The sequence below is a fragment of the Glutamicibacter bergerei genome (genome assembly GCF_054495185.1).
Window position 1 is genome coordinate 3405217 of record NZ_CM137131.1, and the last position, 15753, is coordinate 3420969.

12 protein-coding genes are annotated in these 15753 nt (G+C 55.4%); 5 read left to right on the forward strand and 7 right to left on the reverse strand.

The window, feature by feature from the left end; genetic code table 11:
* The first annotated feature begins 15 nt into the window (after positions 1–15).
* Positions 16–1581, forward strand: coding sequence for a molybdopterin-dependent oxidoreductase (locus ACX5K5_RS15720; protein WP_459174778.1), 1566 nt, complete (start codon positions 16–18; stop codon positions 1579–1581).
* Positions 1582–1684: 103 nt separating this feature from the next.
* Here ACX5K5_RS15720 and ACX5K5_RS15725 read toward each other — a convergent pair whose 3' ends face one another.
* Together ACX5K5_RS15725 and ACX5K5_RS15730 are read right to left on the reverse strand one after the other, a co-directional pair.
* Positions 1685–1978 carry an antibiotic biosynthesis monooxygenase family protein gene (locus ACX5K5_RS15725; RefSeq protein ID WP_459174779.1) on the reverse strand — a complete coding sequence of 98 codons (294 nt, stop codon included), beginning with the start codon at positions 1976–1978 and terminating at the stop codon, positions 1685–1687.
* Between the two features lie 71 nt (positions 1979–2049).
* A complete protein-coding gene (locus ACX5K5_RS15730; RefSeq protein ID WP_459174780.1) occupies positions 2050–2505 on the reverse strand; it encodes a DUF6069 family protein in 456 nt (151 codons plus the stop codon).
* Positions 2506–2628: 123 nt separating this feature from the next.
* On the opposite strand from ACX5K5_RS15730, the gene arfB reads away from it, so the two are divergent.
* Positions 2629–3051 carry an alternative ribosome rescue aminoacyl-tRNA hydrolase ArfB gene (gene arfB, locus ACX5K5_RS15735; protein WP_459174781.1) on the forward strand — a complete coding sequence of 141 codons (423 nt, stop codon included), beginning with the start codon at positions 2629–2631 and terminating at the stop codon, positions 3049–3051.
* Positions 3052–3086: 35 nt separating this feature from the next.
* On the opposite strand, the gene ACX5K5_RS15740 is transcribed toward arfB, so the two are convergent.
* Together ACX5K5_RS15740 and purU are read right to left on the reverse strand one after the other, a co-directional pair.
* Positions 3087–5726, reverse strand: a complete 2640-nt coding sequence (locus ACX5K5_RS15740; protein ID WP_459174782.1) for a sigma-70 family RNA polymerase sigma factor — start codon at positions 5724–5726, stop codon at positions 3087–3089.
* A gap of 584 nt (positions 5727–6310) precedes the next feature.
* Positions 6311–7183: a formyltetrahydrofolate deformylase gene (gene purU, locus ACX5K5_RS15745; RefSeq protein WP_459174783.1), complete on the reverse strand. Its 873-nt coding sequence runs from the start codon at positions 7181–7183 to the stop codon at positions 6311–6313.
* Between the two features lie 486 nt (positions 7184–7669).
* On the opposite strand from purU, the gene ACX5K5_RS15750 reads away from it, so the two are divergent.
* Positions 7670–8326, forward strand: coding sequence for a GntR family transcriptional regulator (locus ACX5K5_RS15750; RefSeq protein ID WP_459175448.1), 657 nt, complete (start codon positions 7670–7672; stop codon positions 8324–8326).
* A gap of 81 nt (positions 8327–8407) precedes the next feature.
* On the opposite strand, the gene ACX5K5_RS15755 is transcribed toward ACX5K5_RS15750, so the two are convergent.
* The 3 genes from ACX5K5_RS15755 to ACX5K5_RS15765 all read right to left on the reverse strand — a co-directional run bounded on the left by ACX5K5_RS15755 (position 8408) and on the right by ACX5K5_RS15765 (position 12859).
* On the reverse strand, positions 8408–10276 hold the full coding sequence (locus tag ACX5K5_RS15755; RefSeq protein ID WP_459174784.1) for a BCCT family transporter: 1869 nt from the start codon (positions 10274–10276) through the stop codon (positions 8408–8410).
* 300 nt (positions 10277–10576) lie between these two features.
* The gene (fdhA, locus tag ACX5K5_RS15760) at positions 10577–11791 is read right to left on the reverse strand and encodes a formaldehyde dehydrogenase, glutathione-independent (RefSeq protein ID WP_188683612.1); all 1215 of its coding nucleotides are present in this window, start codon (positions 11789–11791) and stop codon (positions 10577–10579) included.
* Between the two features lie 129 nt (positions 11792–11920).
* Positions 11921–12859, reverse strand: a complete 939-nt coding sequence (locus ACX5K5_RS15765; protein ID WP_188684084.1) for a LysR family transcriptional regulator — start codon at positions 12857–12859, stop codon at positions 11921–11923.
* A 152-nt stretch (positions 12860–13011) separates the two neighbouring features.
* Here ACX5K5_RS15765 and ACX5K5_RS15770 point away from each other — a divergent pair, with 152 nt between their 5' ends.
* Both ACX5K5_RS15770 and ACX5K5_RS15775 read left to right on the forward strand, forming a co-directional pair.
* On the forward strand, positions 13012–14316 hold the full coding sequence (locus ACX5K5_RS15770) for an aromatic ring-hydroxylating oxygenase subunit alpha (protein ID WP_188683614.1): 1305 nt from the start codon (positions 13012–13014) through the stop codon (positions 14314–14316).
* Positions 14313–15704, forward strand: a complete 1392-nt coding sequence (locus ACX5K5_RS15775; protein ID WP_459174785.1) for a flavin reductase family protein — start codon at positions 14313–14315, stop codon at positions 15702–15704. Before ACX5K5_RS15770 ends, ACX5K5_RS15775 begins: the two co-directional genes overlap by 4 nt.
* Positions 15705–15753: the final 49 nt, after the last annotated feature.

Here is a 15753-nt window from a genome sequence, read left to right on the forward strand (position 1 = left end):
ATGAGGTGGTCAAAGATGGATCAGGCAATCAGATCCAAGCGTTTTGAAGTATTCGCCTTCGGGCTCGCAGGATTCATCTCCGCCGCAATCCTATTTGCCGTCGCGCAGTTGGTCTCGGTATTTTTTGCGACTTCCTCGGCTCCCTTCGTCGCGCTGGGCTCAACATTCATTGACTTCACCCCGCCGTGGCTGAAGGATTTTGCCATCGCGACCTTCGGGACCAATGACAAACTCGCGCTCTTCGTCTCCCTGGGCATCGTTGCGGCCATCCTTGCGGCCCTCGTAGGACTGCTGGCGCGCCGCAGCTTCGCCGCAGCGGCGATCGCCATCGTCATTCTGGCCGCGGTGATCGGCACTTCGGTCATCACCCGTTCGGCTACCGGTCCCATGGACTTGGTGCCGGTCATCATCGGCACGATACTCGGCCTGGGCACGCTTAAATGGTTGACCGGGCTGGCTTCCACAGGACCTTCCCCTAGGCCTGAGGAAGAACACCTCGAGGGCCCGTCCCGCCGTAAGTTCCTGGTAGCTTCCTCGCTTTCGCTGCTCGGCGCAGCCATCGCCGCCGGCGTGGGCACCTCGATTGCGGCCACACGCAATGCGGCTGAATCCGCACGCCTTGCCCTGGGCTTGCCTGCACCCAAAGCAAAGGCGGCAAAGATTCCTGCGGGCGCGCAGGTAGATCTCAAGGGAATGCCAAAGTTCGTCACACCTAACGAAGATTTCTACCGTATCGACACGGCACTTTCTGTGCCACGCATTGACCCAGCCGAATGGTCCCTCCGCGTGCATGGCATGGTCGACAACGAATTCACCATGAGTTTTGACGAGCTCTTGGGCGAAGAACTCGTCGAAAGCTACCTGACGTTGACCTGCGTTTCCAACCCGGTGGGTGGAGACCTGGTAGGCAACGCCAAATGGCTGGGCTACCCCTTGCGAAAATTGCTGGAACGCGCGGGCCCGCAAGCAGGCGCCGACATGGTGCTGTCTACCTCCATTGATGGATTCAGCGCCTCCACACCGCTGGAAATACTCACCGATGACCGCATGGCCCTCTTGGCGGTAGGCATGAATGATGAACCGCTGCCGCTGGAACATGGATTCCCCGTACGCATGGTGGTGCCAGGACTCTATGGCTATGTCTCCGCAACCAAGTGGGTCGTTGATCTTGAAGTGACCCGATTCGGCGAAAAGGACGCTTACTGGACCACGCGCGGGTGGTCCGAGCGCGGCCCCATCAAGATGTCGTCCCGCGTAGATGTACCGCGCTCCTTCACGAAGCTCCCGCCGGGAGAAGTGGTTATCGGCGGCACTGCGTGGGCACAGACCATCGGCATTTCCAAGGTCGAGGTCAAGGTCGATGATGAGCCGTGGCAGAAGGCTGAGCTGGCAGAAGAAGCCACGCTGGACACCTGGCGCCAGTGGCGTTACGTCTGGAAGGGCGGCAGCCCGGGCAACCACTCGGTCACCGTGCGCGCCTACAATGCCGAGGGTGAAATGCAGACCAGTGACCGCGCAGATCCGGTGCCCAACGGTGCCAGCGGCTGGCAACGCGTGCAGTTCTCCGTAACGGACTCCTAGAAGTTCCCGGCCTCAACCGTGGCGCCTTCTGAGCGGACCGCGTTCAGGGCATAAAAATTGACCGGCACAGCAGCGCCGGTCAATTTTTGCGGGTCGCTAAATACTAGAGCTCGACGATTTCAAATTCCATCAAGTCTGCGCCCTGCGCGACTGGCTTCTTGTCGCTTCCCGCATGGGCGGCCTCTGAACGCTGGTCCCGCCAGTTTTCAAAATCTCCGCGGGTGGCCCACTGGGTGAAAACAAAGTATCGATCTTCGCCTGCTACTGGACGCAGCAGCTTGAATCCTTCAAAGCCGGGCGAGCTGTCCACCGAGTTTTTGCGAGCGGCGAAACGCTTCTCCAATTCGGGACCGGCCTCGGCTGGTACCTTCAACGCGTTGATGACGACAATCGACATGTTTCTCCCTTAACTGCCCGGTAAATTCCGGGCCACCTATGGTTCCTCTTTCTTAGCCTACATCTCGTTTCCTAGGCCACAGCGTCTTGTTTCGCTTGCAGCCGTTCCAGCTTGGATTGCCGGGCAATGTGGTTTGAGTTGTTCACCGCGATGTACCACGAAGCACCAACGATGAGCAGGATCAAAGACATTCCAATCCCACTGGCTAGATCAGGGGCAAACATTATCGGATTGATAATGGAAACAACCACCACAACCACGCCGACCCACTGGGCAACCTTGGTGAACCCTGGCCGCGCACGGCCAATCAGAAATGTCAGGAAACCTAGAATCAAGAACGGCAACGCGATGAAGCGGACTATATGTATGAAGTCCACGTTCTGGAACATTCCACCGGTGAATTTCATGGACGCGCCAGCCGCTTCACTGACTAAGAGAACAAAGACGCTCATGACCACCGCACCAAAAGTAGCGATGACCACCTGAACGTAGTTGAAAGGCATCTTGTACTTCATTTCAGCACCCATGGCTGAACATCTCCTCGACCACTCGAAAATGGAAAACCCTCCAATTTCAATGTACTCCCGTTTAGGCACCTTGAACCCAAGAGTTTTTCTACGCCTGCCCGGTGCTTGTGGGATGCTAGAAGTATGGATTTAGAGATCACCCGCGCGCTGAGCATCCCGGATTCGGAGCTCAACTGGCGGTTCTCTCGTTCCTCTGGCCCCGGCGGCCAGCATGTCAACACCTCGGATAGTCGCGTTGAGTTGTCATGGTCAGCTACCGGTTCACGCGCACTGAGCGATTATCAACGTGAACGCTTAGTGACCAGGTTAGATTCAAAGCTCATTGCCGGCGTCATTACCGTCAGCGCATCGGAGCAACGTTCCCAGCTACGCAACCGCGAGCTTGCCTTGCAAAAACTCGCCAAGATCATCGCCACCGCACTAGCACCAGACGGGCCGAGCAGGCGCGCCACGAAGCCTACTAAGGGATCGCAGCGGCGCCGACTGGCAACAAAGTCGCGTCGTTCAGAAACTAAGGCACAGCGCAAGCGCCCTTCGGCTGACTAAACACGAATAACCCGTCAGTTTAGTCTGTATTTTTATCAACGGACAGAAAATTCATACCGTGCTGCTGGATCATTTGAATCACTGAAACTGATGTTTATGTTTCGGTGTCGCGGGAGTAGCGTGAGAGTCACCGTTGCTGGCGTATCAGTAGTATTTAGGCACTGAACACTCATAGTTTTTGATGATGTCGGTGTCGCCGTGCAACCTGCGCCAACGTTGATCCAGCCCCACAAATAGTGGTCCATCTCGACGTTGAAGACCAACTGCTTATTTTTCATCGGTTCGGTGGGAGTCACTGTGAACTCATAACGAGACAAGAATCCGCCATGAAGCTTATTCATCAATACTTCAAAACTTACGTTTGATTCACTTTCTTCAGGCTCTGAAGGCTCATCTGTTGGCTCCGGTGTCGGTTTCGTAGTTGGCTCAACCGTCGGTTCCACAGGCGGTTCAGGCGTGGGTTCCAACGTTGGCTCCCAACTCGACTCATCAGTTGGTTCAACCGTCGGTTCTAAACTCGGTTCCCCAGTTGGTTCAACACTCGGTTCCGTAGTTTGCTCAATCGTCGGTTCCGAAGTTGGCTCCCAACTCGACTCCTCAGTCGGTTCAACACTCGGTTCCGTAGTTTGCTCAATCGTCGGTTCCGAAGTTGGCTCCGGACTCGGTTCCCTAGTTGGTTCGACGCTTGATTCAAGTGTGGGTTCCGACGTTGGCTCAACCGTCGGCTCAATCGTCGGTTCAACGCTCGATTCCCCAGTTGGTTCTAAACTCGGTTCCGTAGTTTGCTCAATCGTCGGTTCAACGCTCGATTCCCCAGTTGGTTCTAAACTCGGTTCCGTAGTTTGCTCAATCGTCGGTTCCGAAGTTGGCTCCGGACTCGGTTCCCTAGTTGGTTCGACGCTCGGTTCCGACATTGGTTCTAAACTCGGTTCCGTAGTTTGCTCAATCGTCGGTTCCGAAGTTGGCTCCGGACTCGGTTCCCTAGTTGGTTCGACGCTCGGTTCCGACGTTGGTTCTAAACTCGGTTCCGTAGTTTGCTCAATCGTCGGTTCCGAAGTTGGCTCCGGACTCGGTTCCCTAGTTGGTTCGACGCTCGGTTCCGACGTTGGTTCTAAACTCGGTTCCGTAGTTTGCTCAATCGTCGGTTCCGAAGTTGGCTCCGGACTCGGTTCCCTAGTTGGTTCGATGCTAGATTCAAGCGTGGGTTCCGACGTTGGCTCAACCGTCGGTTCAACGCTCGATTCCCCAGTTGGTTCCGATGTTGGCTCTATCGTTGGTTCCTGCGTCAGCTCAGCACTAGGCTTTGGCACTAGCTCCGCTGAAGGTGAGGGCATTTCTTCAGGGGTAGGTTCTGCCGTGGGTTTGGCCGTAACCTCAGCACTCGGCTCAACGTTGGGTTCCACTGCTGATTTCGACGTTGGTTCAGTTGTGGGCAGCGTGCTCGATTGCAGGCCTGACACCGGCCCTGCGCTGAACAAAAATTCATTGCCGCCAGACGGTCGTGTGGGTTCCGGGGATATTTTGCCCTCTTGCGAATCAGCCTCTGAGGTGTCCGATGGTACTCGAAAGGAGATTGAATCCCTGATGAAGTCCACAATCTCACTTCGTGCTTCAACATTTTCTGTTTCGAAGACTTGTTGCTGGGAGGCGTCCTCAATGTAGGGTTCGTTTTGACGGCCACCAAGCAACGGTGGCAAAATCCCTGCAGCGGCAGCAACCACTGCTAATACTGTCAGCCCACTTCCAACGCTCACCAACACTGCTGTGGCGCTCGCCGCTCCGGTAGCAACAGTTGTCACGCTTGAACCAGCCACTACAGTGCCTGCCGATGCCCCACCAGCGACAGTGCTCAGGCTAGCGCCGAGTTGCGTCACGCCACCGGCCGCCGATAATCCAAGCGCCGTGGTTCCACCAACTATCAAAGGAAGCACCACGCTTCGCATCAATCCGCCGATATGTTGTAATTCGCCATACACTAAGGCACAAGCGGGGCAACCTTTTATGTGCCCCTGAAGCGAGCGCCGTGCCTTGGCAGGAAGATTCCTGCGGATAAACGCCGGCATTTGCTTACGAGCAGTTTCACAACTCGCGGCAAGGTCCAATTGGTCGTTCAGATGTGCGGAGAGGTAGGACTCGCGTAGTCCTTCGCGGGCTCTCACCGCCAAGGCCGACACGGCATTGGGAGCAATCCCCAAGATCGCGGCAATTTCACGTGGTGGCATTCCATCAACTTCGTTATGCCACAAAACAGCCCGCCAGCGCTCGGGCAACGAGTTAAAAGCTCTACTGATAAGCAGAGCCTCATTACGTTGCATGGCCTCATCAGCCTGCGGATCGCCATGCCCGAATTCGGGCATTTCATCTGTGACGATATCTCGCTTGGCGGCATTGTTTCTCCCGAAGGCTTCCCGCGAGACTGTAGTCAACAAGTAAGCACGAAAGAATTCGGACGGACCTTTTCCACGTGCTAGGCAAGTAAACACTCTTAAGAAAGCATCGGAAACAATATCTTCCGCTTCGGAAGGGTTGTCTGTATGTCGGTAGGCTACAGCTAGTGCTACCTGTTTATGTCGCTGGTAAAGGCGTTCCTGGCAAGTCTCATTACCAATGCGGGCTCCTTCAATGAGATCCGAATCGCTTGCCCCGGCGAAATCGGCTCCTGGATCTACTGCCACAAAGTCCCCAAACTTTAGAAATCAATGCATCTTGCTCTAAACATGCGCAATGAATTAGTTCCCCAAGACCTTAGAATTGCACAGCCAGTATTCGTCGACTTCATCGACTATACCGACATACGGGTGTGTTTCACCGCCTCCTGTCACTTGTTCGACGGACCTCCTTGGGTCTCGCACGGCCTTCTTTATTACTTATAGCCACAGTGGCTGAATGGGTCTCCCCAAAATAGCTAACCATCCAGCCACCACCGCTGCAGGTAAAAGTTCAAGCCCCCAAGACCCGAATCCTCACCTATGTACGTTAAGAGTCGGCGAACCGGGATTCGTGACGCAGTTATTCGAAAAACTTTAAATTTTTCTGGCTTTGCTCAGATCAGCCATAATTCAGCTTTAGGAATTCTGACCAATCGACCCGACAGGCACATTCAGTTCGGTGATGTATTTCGTCGCTCCGGCATCCGGGCACAGTGCTAGGCACGTCATTTTCTTCTCCCCGTGAAAAATGACGTGCCTAGTTATGGCTGCTTCTTACGTAGCCTCGCAGATGCACATTACTGTTTTAGAACTTCGTTTTACCGACCCTTTTAGCGCAACACCACTGTCCGCGACCCGTTGAGGAATACGCGGTCTTCACAGTGCCAGCGCACCGCGTCCGAGAGTGCCTTGCATTCGGTATCTCGGCCCGCTGCTACTAGATTTTCTGGTCCGTAGCTGTGGTCTACTTCTTGGACCTGCTGAGCAATGATTGGGCCCTCATCCAGTTCGCTGTTGACGTAGTGCGCAGTCGCGCCCACGGTCTTCACACCACGATCGAATGCTTGGTGGTAGGGCTTCGCTCCTTTGAAGGAGGGGAGGAATGAATGATGAATATTAATTGCCCTACCAGTGAGCTTCCTAGTCAAGTCATCGGAGAGGACCTGCATATACCTAGCAAGCACCACCAGGTCGATATCGAAGCGGTCCACCAGTTCCATCAACTTGGTTTCCGCTTCGGGCTTTGTTTCAGCGGTGACTGGAATATGGAAGAACGGTATCCCATTCCATTCAACCTGCTGTCGATGATCTGGATGGTTTGAGACCACCGCAGCAATCTCCACTGGAAGTTCACCCATTCTGGCGCGGAACAATAGATCATGCAGGCAGTGGCCGAATTTCGAGACCATGACAACCACGCGCTTCTTCTTTCCCGCGGCACGCATTCCCCACTGGGCCTGGTATTCCTGCGCAAGCTCCTCGAGGCTTGCTTCAAGTTCGGCAATGTCTTGAGAGGTATCGGGCTGATTACAGATTTCGAATTCAATTCTCATAAACAAAGTGCCTGAACGCTGGTCATCATGTTGCTTGAGTTCGCGGATGTCTCCCTGATGCTTCAGTAGCAACCCGGTGACAGCATGGACGATTCCTGAACGCTCGGCGCAGGTGAAAGTCAGGACGTAGATGTTGTTTGGTTCGGTCATTGTGCCGCTCCTTAATAGTTCACCGAGCTGACGGAGACGTCCGCCATAAGTCGTGTTTGAGTGAAGACGAGCCAAGATACTTCATTGAGCCTGCTACGCAGAGCGGCTTCCTTCATCGGTAGAAACACCAGATTGGAGAGGATAACTCCGTGGAAGCAGCTTCTCCCTAGACCTGGCTTGAGCTTGGTGATGACCACCAGCAAACCCAAAATAAACCAATGTAAATTCCTGATATAAAACTACTGATATATCAATGTTTGATCACAAGCATAGGCGTGCGTCTATCCATCGTCAATAGGTATTTCGATCGTTTTTCATTGGGCCCTCGCAGCATGGACCAACGCCGGATTTACGCTCGAAAGAAAACGCGCTGGATCACCACGCGGCAAGAGTGACTAACCGTCGAGATGACCAGAAGCGCTTCTGCGAGATACTCTTTGCTTATAGGCAACTGATATTTCACAAGTGAATGAGAGCAACGTTCTGATGCCAGCTACGCCCACGCAAGCAACCACCAGCTCGATGGCCGATCGCGCTTACGACCTGCTGAGAGATCGTCTTGTGCTATTGGAAATCGCGCCTACGCATCCCATTCATGAGCCTGCTTTGGCCGAGGAACTCAACGTGGGGCGTACTCCCATTCGCGAAGCGCTGAAGCGTCTTGAAACTGACCATTTAGTCGTCTCCTATCCACGTCGCGGGACATTTGCCACCGCCGTAGACTTTCACGAACTGAACCAAATTTCTGAGATCCGCCAGGTACTCGAACCAATGGCCGCGCATAATGCCGCGGCAAATAAGGATCCCGAGATTCGTGCCGAGCTAGCCGAATATCTGAAAAAAATTGACTCCTTAGATGAGTCCATGGATCAGCGCTCTTTACTGTTCCTAGACGTGCACATTCACCGGCTGATTTACCGTGCAAGCGCCAATAAGCACCTTGAAGAAACGCTAGTACGCCTCGATAATCTAGTCACCCGTATTTGGTGTTTAGTTATCGATCAAATGCCACCCATAGCCGGACATATTATTGAGCACTCAGCCCTTCTGAGAGCCATTCTGGATGGCGACGGAACCAAAGCAGCACAGCTTGTCTCCGCTCACGTAGCCCACTTCGAGCAAGCTTTGCGCAAAGCACCCTAAGCTCCAATGACACCTCGCGATGCTCGGCTGCAAACAATTGGTTTTCACCGCGGGTTTGCTGCCGAGCATCCGAGTTTTTTATTATCTACCGGCCGGTTCGGGTTCCGGTCGCGGGTCCAGATCTTCATCGGTTTCAGCAGTATCGCTCGCTGACCGGAGAGGAGTTTCCTCTAATCTGACGACGGGATTTGCCTTGACTGTGACTATTGAGTTTTCTCTAGTCATCAAGCTGAATTGTTCACCGTCATGTCGTTCAAGACCATCATCAACTGCCTGTTCAAGTACCTCTAGTGCTACCTTGCCGCGTAGAACCAGCGGATCACGACTCAGGTCTTTCCAGATAGCCACGCAGAGCAGCAACATCACCAGAACAAATGGCAGTGCGGCGACAATGGTGATGTTCTTTAGACCGTTCAGTGCTGCCGCCGGATGATCTCCACCGGCCAACAGCATCACCGCAGCCACGGCACCCACCGAGACACCCCAGAAGATCACGGATTTCTTGCTCGGATCCTCGGCGCCTCGTTCGCTGAGCGCACCCATCACAATCGAGGCGGAATCCGCTCCGGTGACGAAGAAGATCGCGATGAGCACGACCGTGAGTACCATCAACACCGTCGCGAACCAGGCCGGGAAGGGTAGCTTGTCCAACAGGTCGAAGAGCACCGAATCAAATACGATGTCCGGGGCACCATCAACCATTTGTGCCATGGCTTGGCCCATGTCGCCGCTTCGTTCGGCACGTTCCTGCAGTCCGATGGCTCCGCCGCCAAAGATGGAGAACCAGATCAATGTGACGGTTGAGGGTACGAGTAAGACTCCTGTGACGAACTGACGAATGCTTCGACCCCGCGAAATACGAGCAATGAACAACCCCACAAATGGCGTCCATGAAACCCACCATGCCCAGTAGAAGATGGTCCATGACGATAGCCAGGTCGCCATGGTCTCATCACCCGAGGAAGCGGTGCGCGAAGCCATTTGTGGCAGATCGCTAATAAAGGATCCCACAGCGTTGGGGATGACATTCAGGATAAATAGTGTTGGGCCACCAATGAAGACCACCAAAGCCAGGATGACTGCAAGCACCATATTAATGTTTGAAAGCCACTGAATACCGCGTTCAATTCCAGAGACTGCCGAGGCCACAAACATGGCCGTCAGAATCGCAATAATCAGCACCAACATGCCCGAGCCGACCTTATCCAGCATGCCGGCGGATTGCATACCGCCACCGATCTGCAACGCGCCGAGGCCAAGCGAGCAGGCTGAACCAAAGAGAGTTGCCAGAATCGCCAAAATGTTAATCGTCTTACCGCCGGCGCCGTGAACTACCCGTTCGCCAAAAACCGAGCTGAACATCGAGGAGAACAATTGCGGACGTCCTAGACGGAAGCTTCCATAGGCCATCCCCAAGCCAACAATCGCGTACATGGCCCATGGGAAAAGTGTCCAGTGAAAGAGCGTGGTGCCCATCGCCGTACCCACCGCGGCCGAGGTCTGACCGTCAACGGTTCCCGGCGGTGGTGACATGTAGAAGAACAATGGTTCGCCCACACCGTAAAAGACCAACCCGATGCCCATGCCGGTTGCAAACATCATGGAGATCCATGAGACCGTGCTGAACTGCGGCTTCTCCCCATCCTTACCTAACGGGATCCTGCCAAAACTCTTGGCGGCCACAACAAGCACAAAAACCGTGAACACCGACGCAGCGATGACAAAGACCCAGCCGGTATTCGTAATCACCCAGTCCAGGGCGGTACTTGCCGCGCTACCCAGACCGGTGGGGGAAGAAAATCCCCAGACGATAAAGGCCAACGTCAAGATTCCTGCTATTCCAAAGACCCAATAGTCTGTGCCCGCGGCAAGATATCTCTTCGGCTTTCGTCTGCGCGCGGAATGAAGCTCGCTCACCAGATCTTGGACGGGTTGCTCGTTATTTTTCATGGCTTTCCTTTGTTGGCGGAACTTCTCAACCGACACTCACTGAAGATTTTTTTGCGTCAGTAGTTTTCGTCTCAGTGGTGAATGCATCTGCCCGCCGAGACGACGTTCCGTAGCCTGATGTCTTGATGTCCGCCAGTGTGGTGGATATGTGGTGAACCGGTGACCCATTTTTGGGCGCAACAAGTTCGGGCATGGACATCTTGGGATAATTCCGCCCCGCGAGATGCGAGTCTCTTGGGGTTAGATAACGGGCACGAACAGATCTAAAAACCTGCTCGTGCCCGGCAAAATAATGCGGGTTTAAGCGCGGATCATATTGTGTGGATCAAGTACAAACTTCTGCGCAGCGCCCTCGTCAAAGGCCGCGTAGCCTTGGGGCGCATCCTTCAACGCGATAGCGGTCGCATTAACGTTTTTAGCGATGCTCACCTTGTCGGAGAGGATTGCCTGCATCAGCCCGCGGTGGTACTTCATTACCGGGCATTGGCCGGTAACAAAGGTGTGTGATTTAGCGAATCCCAAGCCAAAGCGCATGGACAGCGAACCCTGCTTGGCCGCTTCATCAGTCGCGCCTGGGTCACCGGTGACGTAGAGTCCCGGAATACCCAATGCACCACCGGCACGGGTGATTTCCATCAGCGAGTTCAAGACGGTGGCAGGTTGCTCGGTCTTGGCATTTTGGCCGTGTCCGCGAGCCTCAAAGCCCACGGCGTCAATTCCGCAATCCACCTCTGGAACGCCGAGGATTTGAGCAATCTGCTCGCCTGGGTCCCCCAGCGAAACGTCGACCGTCTCGCAGCCAAAGCTCCGAGCTTGGGCTAGCCTGTCCGCGTTAAGATCACCGACGATGACCGTGGCAGCACCCAAAAGTTGGGCCGAGGTAGCAGCGGCCAGACCAACCGGCCCGGCACCGGCGACGTACACCGTGGAGCCAACGGTCACCCCGGCGCCGATGGCGCCGTGGTATCCGGTGGGGAAAATATCGGAGAGCATGGTCAGGTCCAAGATTTTTTCCATGGCCTGATCCCGGTCAGGGAATTTCAGCGCGTTCCAATCCGCATACGGAACCAGCACGTACTCGGCCTGTCCACCGACCCAGCCACCCATATCCACGTACCCGTAAGCCGAGCCCGGGCGGTCTGGATTGACGTTCAAGCAGATGCCGGTTTGTCCGACCTTGCAGTTTCGACAACGCCCACAGGAGATATTGAAAGGTACCGAAACAACGTCTCCCACCTTCAAGAACTCCACGTCACGGCCGATTTCAACCACCTCGCCGGTGATTTCATGGCCGAGCACTAGACCCTCTGGGGCGGTGGTGCGTCCGCGCACCATGTGTTGGTCGGATCCGCAGATGTTAGTGGCGATGGTTTTCAAGATGACACCGTGGTGCACCTGGCGCCCAATGTTGGCCGGGTGAACTCCCGGACCGTCCTTCAGTTCAAAATCTGGGTACGGGGTGTCGATGAGTTCGACCTTGCCTGCACCGGCGTAGCTGACTGCCAAGTTGCCCATGGGTGACCTTTCACATGAAATATCAGTTGGATACTAATCGGACTTAGCCAAAGTCTGCTCATGAGTGTGATCTGTGTCAATAGCCAATTGAAAAATAGTTCCTTGGCTCCCGGGTCCTTGAGACCTGGCCTAACCGTCCAATTCCTCGGTCAATCGCTGGGAAATAATTGATTCCGCGGTGCGTTGCAAAAAAGTTAAAGATTCTTCGATGAGCGGGGAACCCCGCCCGCCCTTGCGGGTCACGGCAACAATGCGCCGTGAAGGCTTGGCAGTTCCGGAGATGCGTCGGCGCACCACAGTTTCCACGCTTCCCAACGTGGCCAACCGTGGCAGCAACCCCACTCCCAGGCCGGCTCCGATAAAGGCAATCATGGTTTCCCACTCGATCGCCTCGTGCGCAATGTGCGGCGTGACCCCTAGCGAGGTGAAGGCCGAGACGAATAACGAGCGATACACCGACTGTTCGTTTTCCGTAATCCATGGATCTTCCGCCAGCTCTTCCAGCGAAACGGTTTGGTTCAACGCAAGCCGGTGTCCTGCGGGCAGCACCACGTCCAACGGGTCATCGAGCAGTACCGTCTGCTCAAATCTGGCACCCGCATCGATTGACCCGTGAGCCTGCGAAGCCACAATCACCGCCAGGTCGATTCGTTCGGCGAGTAAAAGATCCAAGCAACGCTGCGGATGAGCTTCCATCAGTTGCACCTGCACGTGCGGGCGGACGGTGTGCAGCTCCTCCGCCAGGGGTGCGAGCAATTGCGCCGCGGCAGTGGAGAATCCGCCCAAACCGAAGCTCGCCTGCAGCTGCCCCTCACTGGCCAACGCCGAGGCCCGCAGCTGCTCCCATTGCGTCACAATGTCGTCAAGTCCCGCCACAAAATGCCTGCCGGCAACCGTCAATTGGATGCCGCGTCCATCCTTGATCAGCAGCTTAATCCCTAGAGAGCGCTGTAGTTCACGCAGCTGCGCAGACACCGCGGAGGGCGAGTACCCGGTTAGCTCCGCGGTTCGCGCCACGGTGCCCACCGAGGAGAAAACTCTCAGGGTTATCAGACGAGGATCAATCATGCACCTATTGTGCATGATCTTCTCCACTTTCTTGCGCTTTTCATGCGACTCTTCAGACTTTAGTCTCGACATATACGGTGATTCACTTCACAAATTCCTGCAGTGCATCCACCCCCATGACCACACTTGGTTTCTGGCTTCTAGGAGTAAAAATGACAGCTTCGGTAAGCGCCCCGCAACCCACGCGAGGCAAGTTGGCTTCTTCGGTGAGCGCCGAACAACTCACCGAAATTACCGAGCTCTTCCAAAATCGGCGCCTAGGGTATTCGCTCGATTCCCCGTTCTACACGGACCCGGCGGTTTTTGCGTTGGACATGCAGGCGATCTTCGGAACCCACTGGCTCTTCGCCACGAGTGTCGCCGAGATCCCCGAACCCGGAGACTATGTCACCGTCGACTACGGCCCATATTCGTTGATCATCTTGCGCACCGATGACGGCGGGGTCAACGTCCTGCACAATGTTTGTCGTCACCGCGGCGCCCGAGTGCTGACCGAAGCTTCGGGAAGCACCGGAAACCTGGTCTGCGGATACCACTCGTGGACCTACTCCCCCGAAGGGGAGCTGATCCACGCCTCTACTCCGGGGGAAACAAAGTTCGACAAGAACTGCTTTGCCCTCAAGCGAGCCCATGGACAGATTCGCGCGGGACTCATTTTTGTCTGCCTCGCCCAAGAACCACCCACGGACTTTGATCAGGTCGCCGAAATCTTTGAACCCTACCTGGCGCCGCACGATATTTCTCGCACCAAGGTGGCCTACCAGCAGAACATTATCGAAGAAGCCAATTGGAAACTGGTGATGGAGAACAACCGCGAGTGCTACCACTGCGACGGCCACCCGGAACTTGCCTGCTCGCTGTTCCCCACCTGGGGGCTGAGCGACGAGAGCGTCCCCACTCATCTTGAAGAAGTGTGGAAACGTAATAAGCAGGCTCAGGCAAGCCTCGAAGAACGTTGCAGGCGCTACGGCATCCCATTCAAAGTAGTCGAAGAACTCGATACCCGCATCGCCGGAATTCGTATCTCCCGTGAATCCTTGGACGGCGACGGTGAATCCTTCTCCCCCGACGGCCACCGACTATCTAAAAAACTACTGGGCGACCTACGCGACTTCCGTCTTGGACGTTGCTCCATGCACCTGCAGCCCAATAGCTGGTTCCACTTCCAAAGTGATCACATCATTACCTTCGCAGTCTTCCCTATTAACGAGCACCAAACCCTGGTGCGCACCACCTGGCTGGTAGCCGATGATGCGTTGGAAGGCGAAGATTATGATCTGGAGACACTGACTCACACCTGGAAGCAGACAAACCTGCAGGACAAGGCGTTTGTGGAGCTTTGCCAAAAGGGAGCGGCCAGCCCAGTGTACGAGCCAGGCCCTTACATGTTGAGCGAATACCAGGTTGAGGCCTTCCTTAACTGGTACACCCAGCGCGTTTTGGAGCACCTGGCATGACCGAACCCGTCACCCGTATCGGCATCCCGGAAGCCCAACGTATCCGCGGGCTGGAAATGCCATGGAACCGGGTACTTAGTGGACAAGACGGACCGGCCAGCGCCGCCCGCGCGCTGGGACCGTGGCACCCGCAAGAGTTCATGGCCGAATGTGTGCAAACCATCGCCGAGGCCGGCGGATTGATGACCTTCGTCTTTCGCCGCCTGGATGGTGCACCATTGGCTTTCCGTGCCGGACAATATCTGAACATTGCCTTCCCGGTGCATGGTGAAGACCAAGACTCGGTGGACCGAAGCTATTCAATATCTAGCGCGCCCACCGTGCCGTGGACCTTTAACATCAGCATCAAAAGGGATTCCAACGGGCTCGTCTCCAACTGGGCGCATCAAAACCTTCGCCCCGGAATGGTCTTGGACATGCTCGGTCCGGTCGGTGCATTCCACCTAGGAGACTCCGACCGGCGAGCGCGCTACCTGTTCTTATCTGCCGGTGCGGGAATCACCCCGATCATGTCCATGGTGCGCACCATTCATTCGCTGCCCGGGTTAGCGGATGTGGTGGTGCTCTGCCATGGCACGGTGCCCGGGGACTTCGCGTTCTGGCCCGAACTGGAATACATCACCCAGGTTGATTCGCGGATCAAGGTCTCTTACTCCTTGGGCAACCGCGAAAAGCCCGCAAGTTGGGACGGATTCAGTGGTCGGCTCACCGCACAGATGATTGAAGCGGTGGCACCGGACGCTAATGGGCGCAAGGTGTTCGCGTGCGGTCCCGAAGGCTACCTGAATCTGGCCACAAAACTCTTGCGCGAGGTGGGAGTAGATGACACCTCGGTGTTCATGGAGTTCTTCTCCGGTGACCATAAGACAGTGTTGGAATACCAGCAGGAAATTACCTTAGCCGAAGGTATCGCCGAGGAAGTCGCCGAGTCGGTGGATCAGTTCTACGAAAGCCAGCCCCCTGAGCTGGTCATGTATGAACCGGAGTATGACGCGGAAGGAACCATCGAAGCCACGGGACAGAAATTAGAAGTCGTCGACTCCGATATTTCTTTGCCGCCGGCTAAACCGTTGGTGGAACCGGCTGGGCCGGTTAATTCCTCGGCTTTCCCCACCGTTGGCAGCGGGACGCTGACGATGACCTTTGTGCGCAGCGCCTTGAACGTAAAGATCAATGGCGACGAGCACATTCTGGGAGTCGCGCAACGTGCCGGAGTTCGCATCGGTGCGAACTGCCAAGAAGGTATGTGCGGTTCATGCAAGGTGGTCAAGCTCGATGGTGAGGTCCAAATGAACCATCAAGGTGGGATCCGTGCCAGAGAAATCTCGGCCGGCAAGTTCCTCCCGTGTTGTTCCACCGCGAGCACCGATCTGGTCATCGACGCCTGAGCTTGCCGGACCTTCTCGAAATACTCGCAGCATCTCAATTCTCCACACC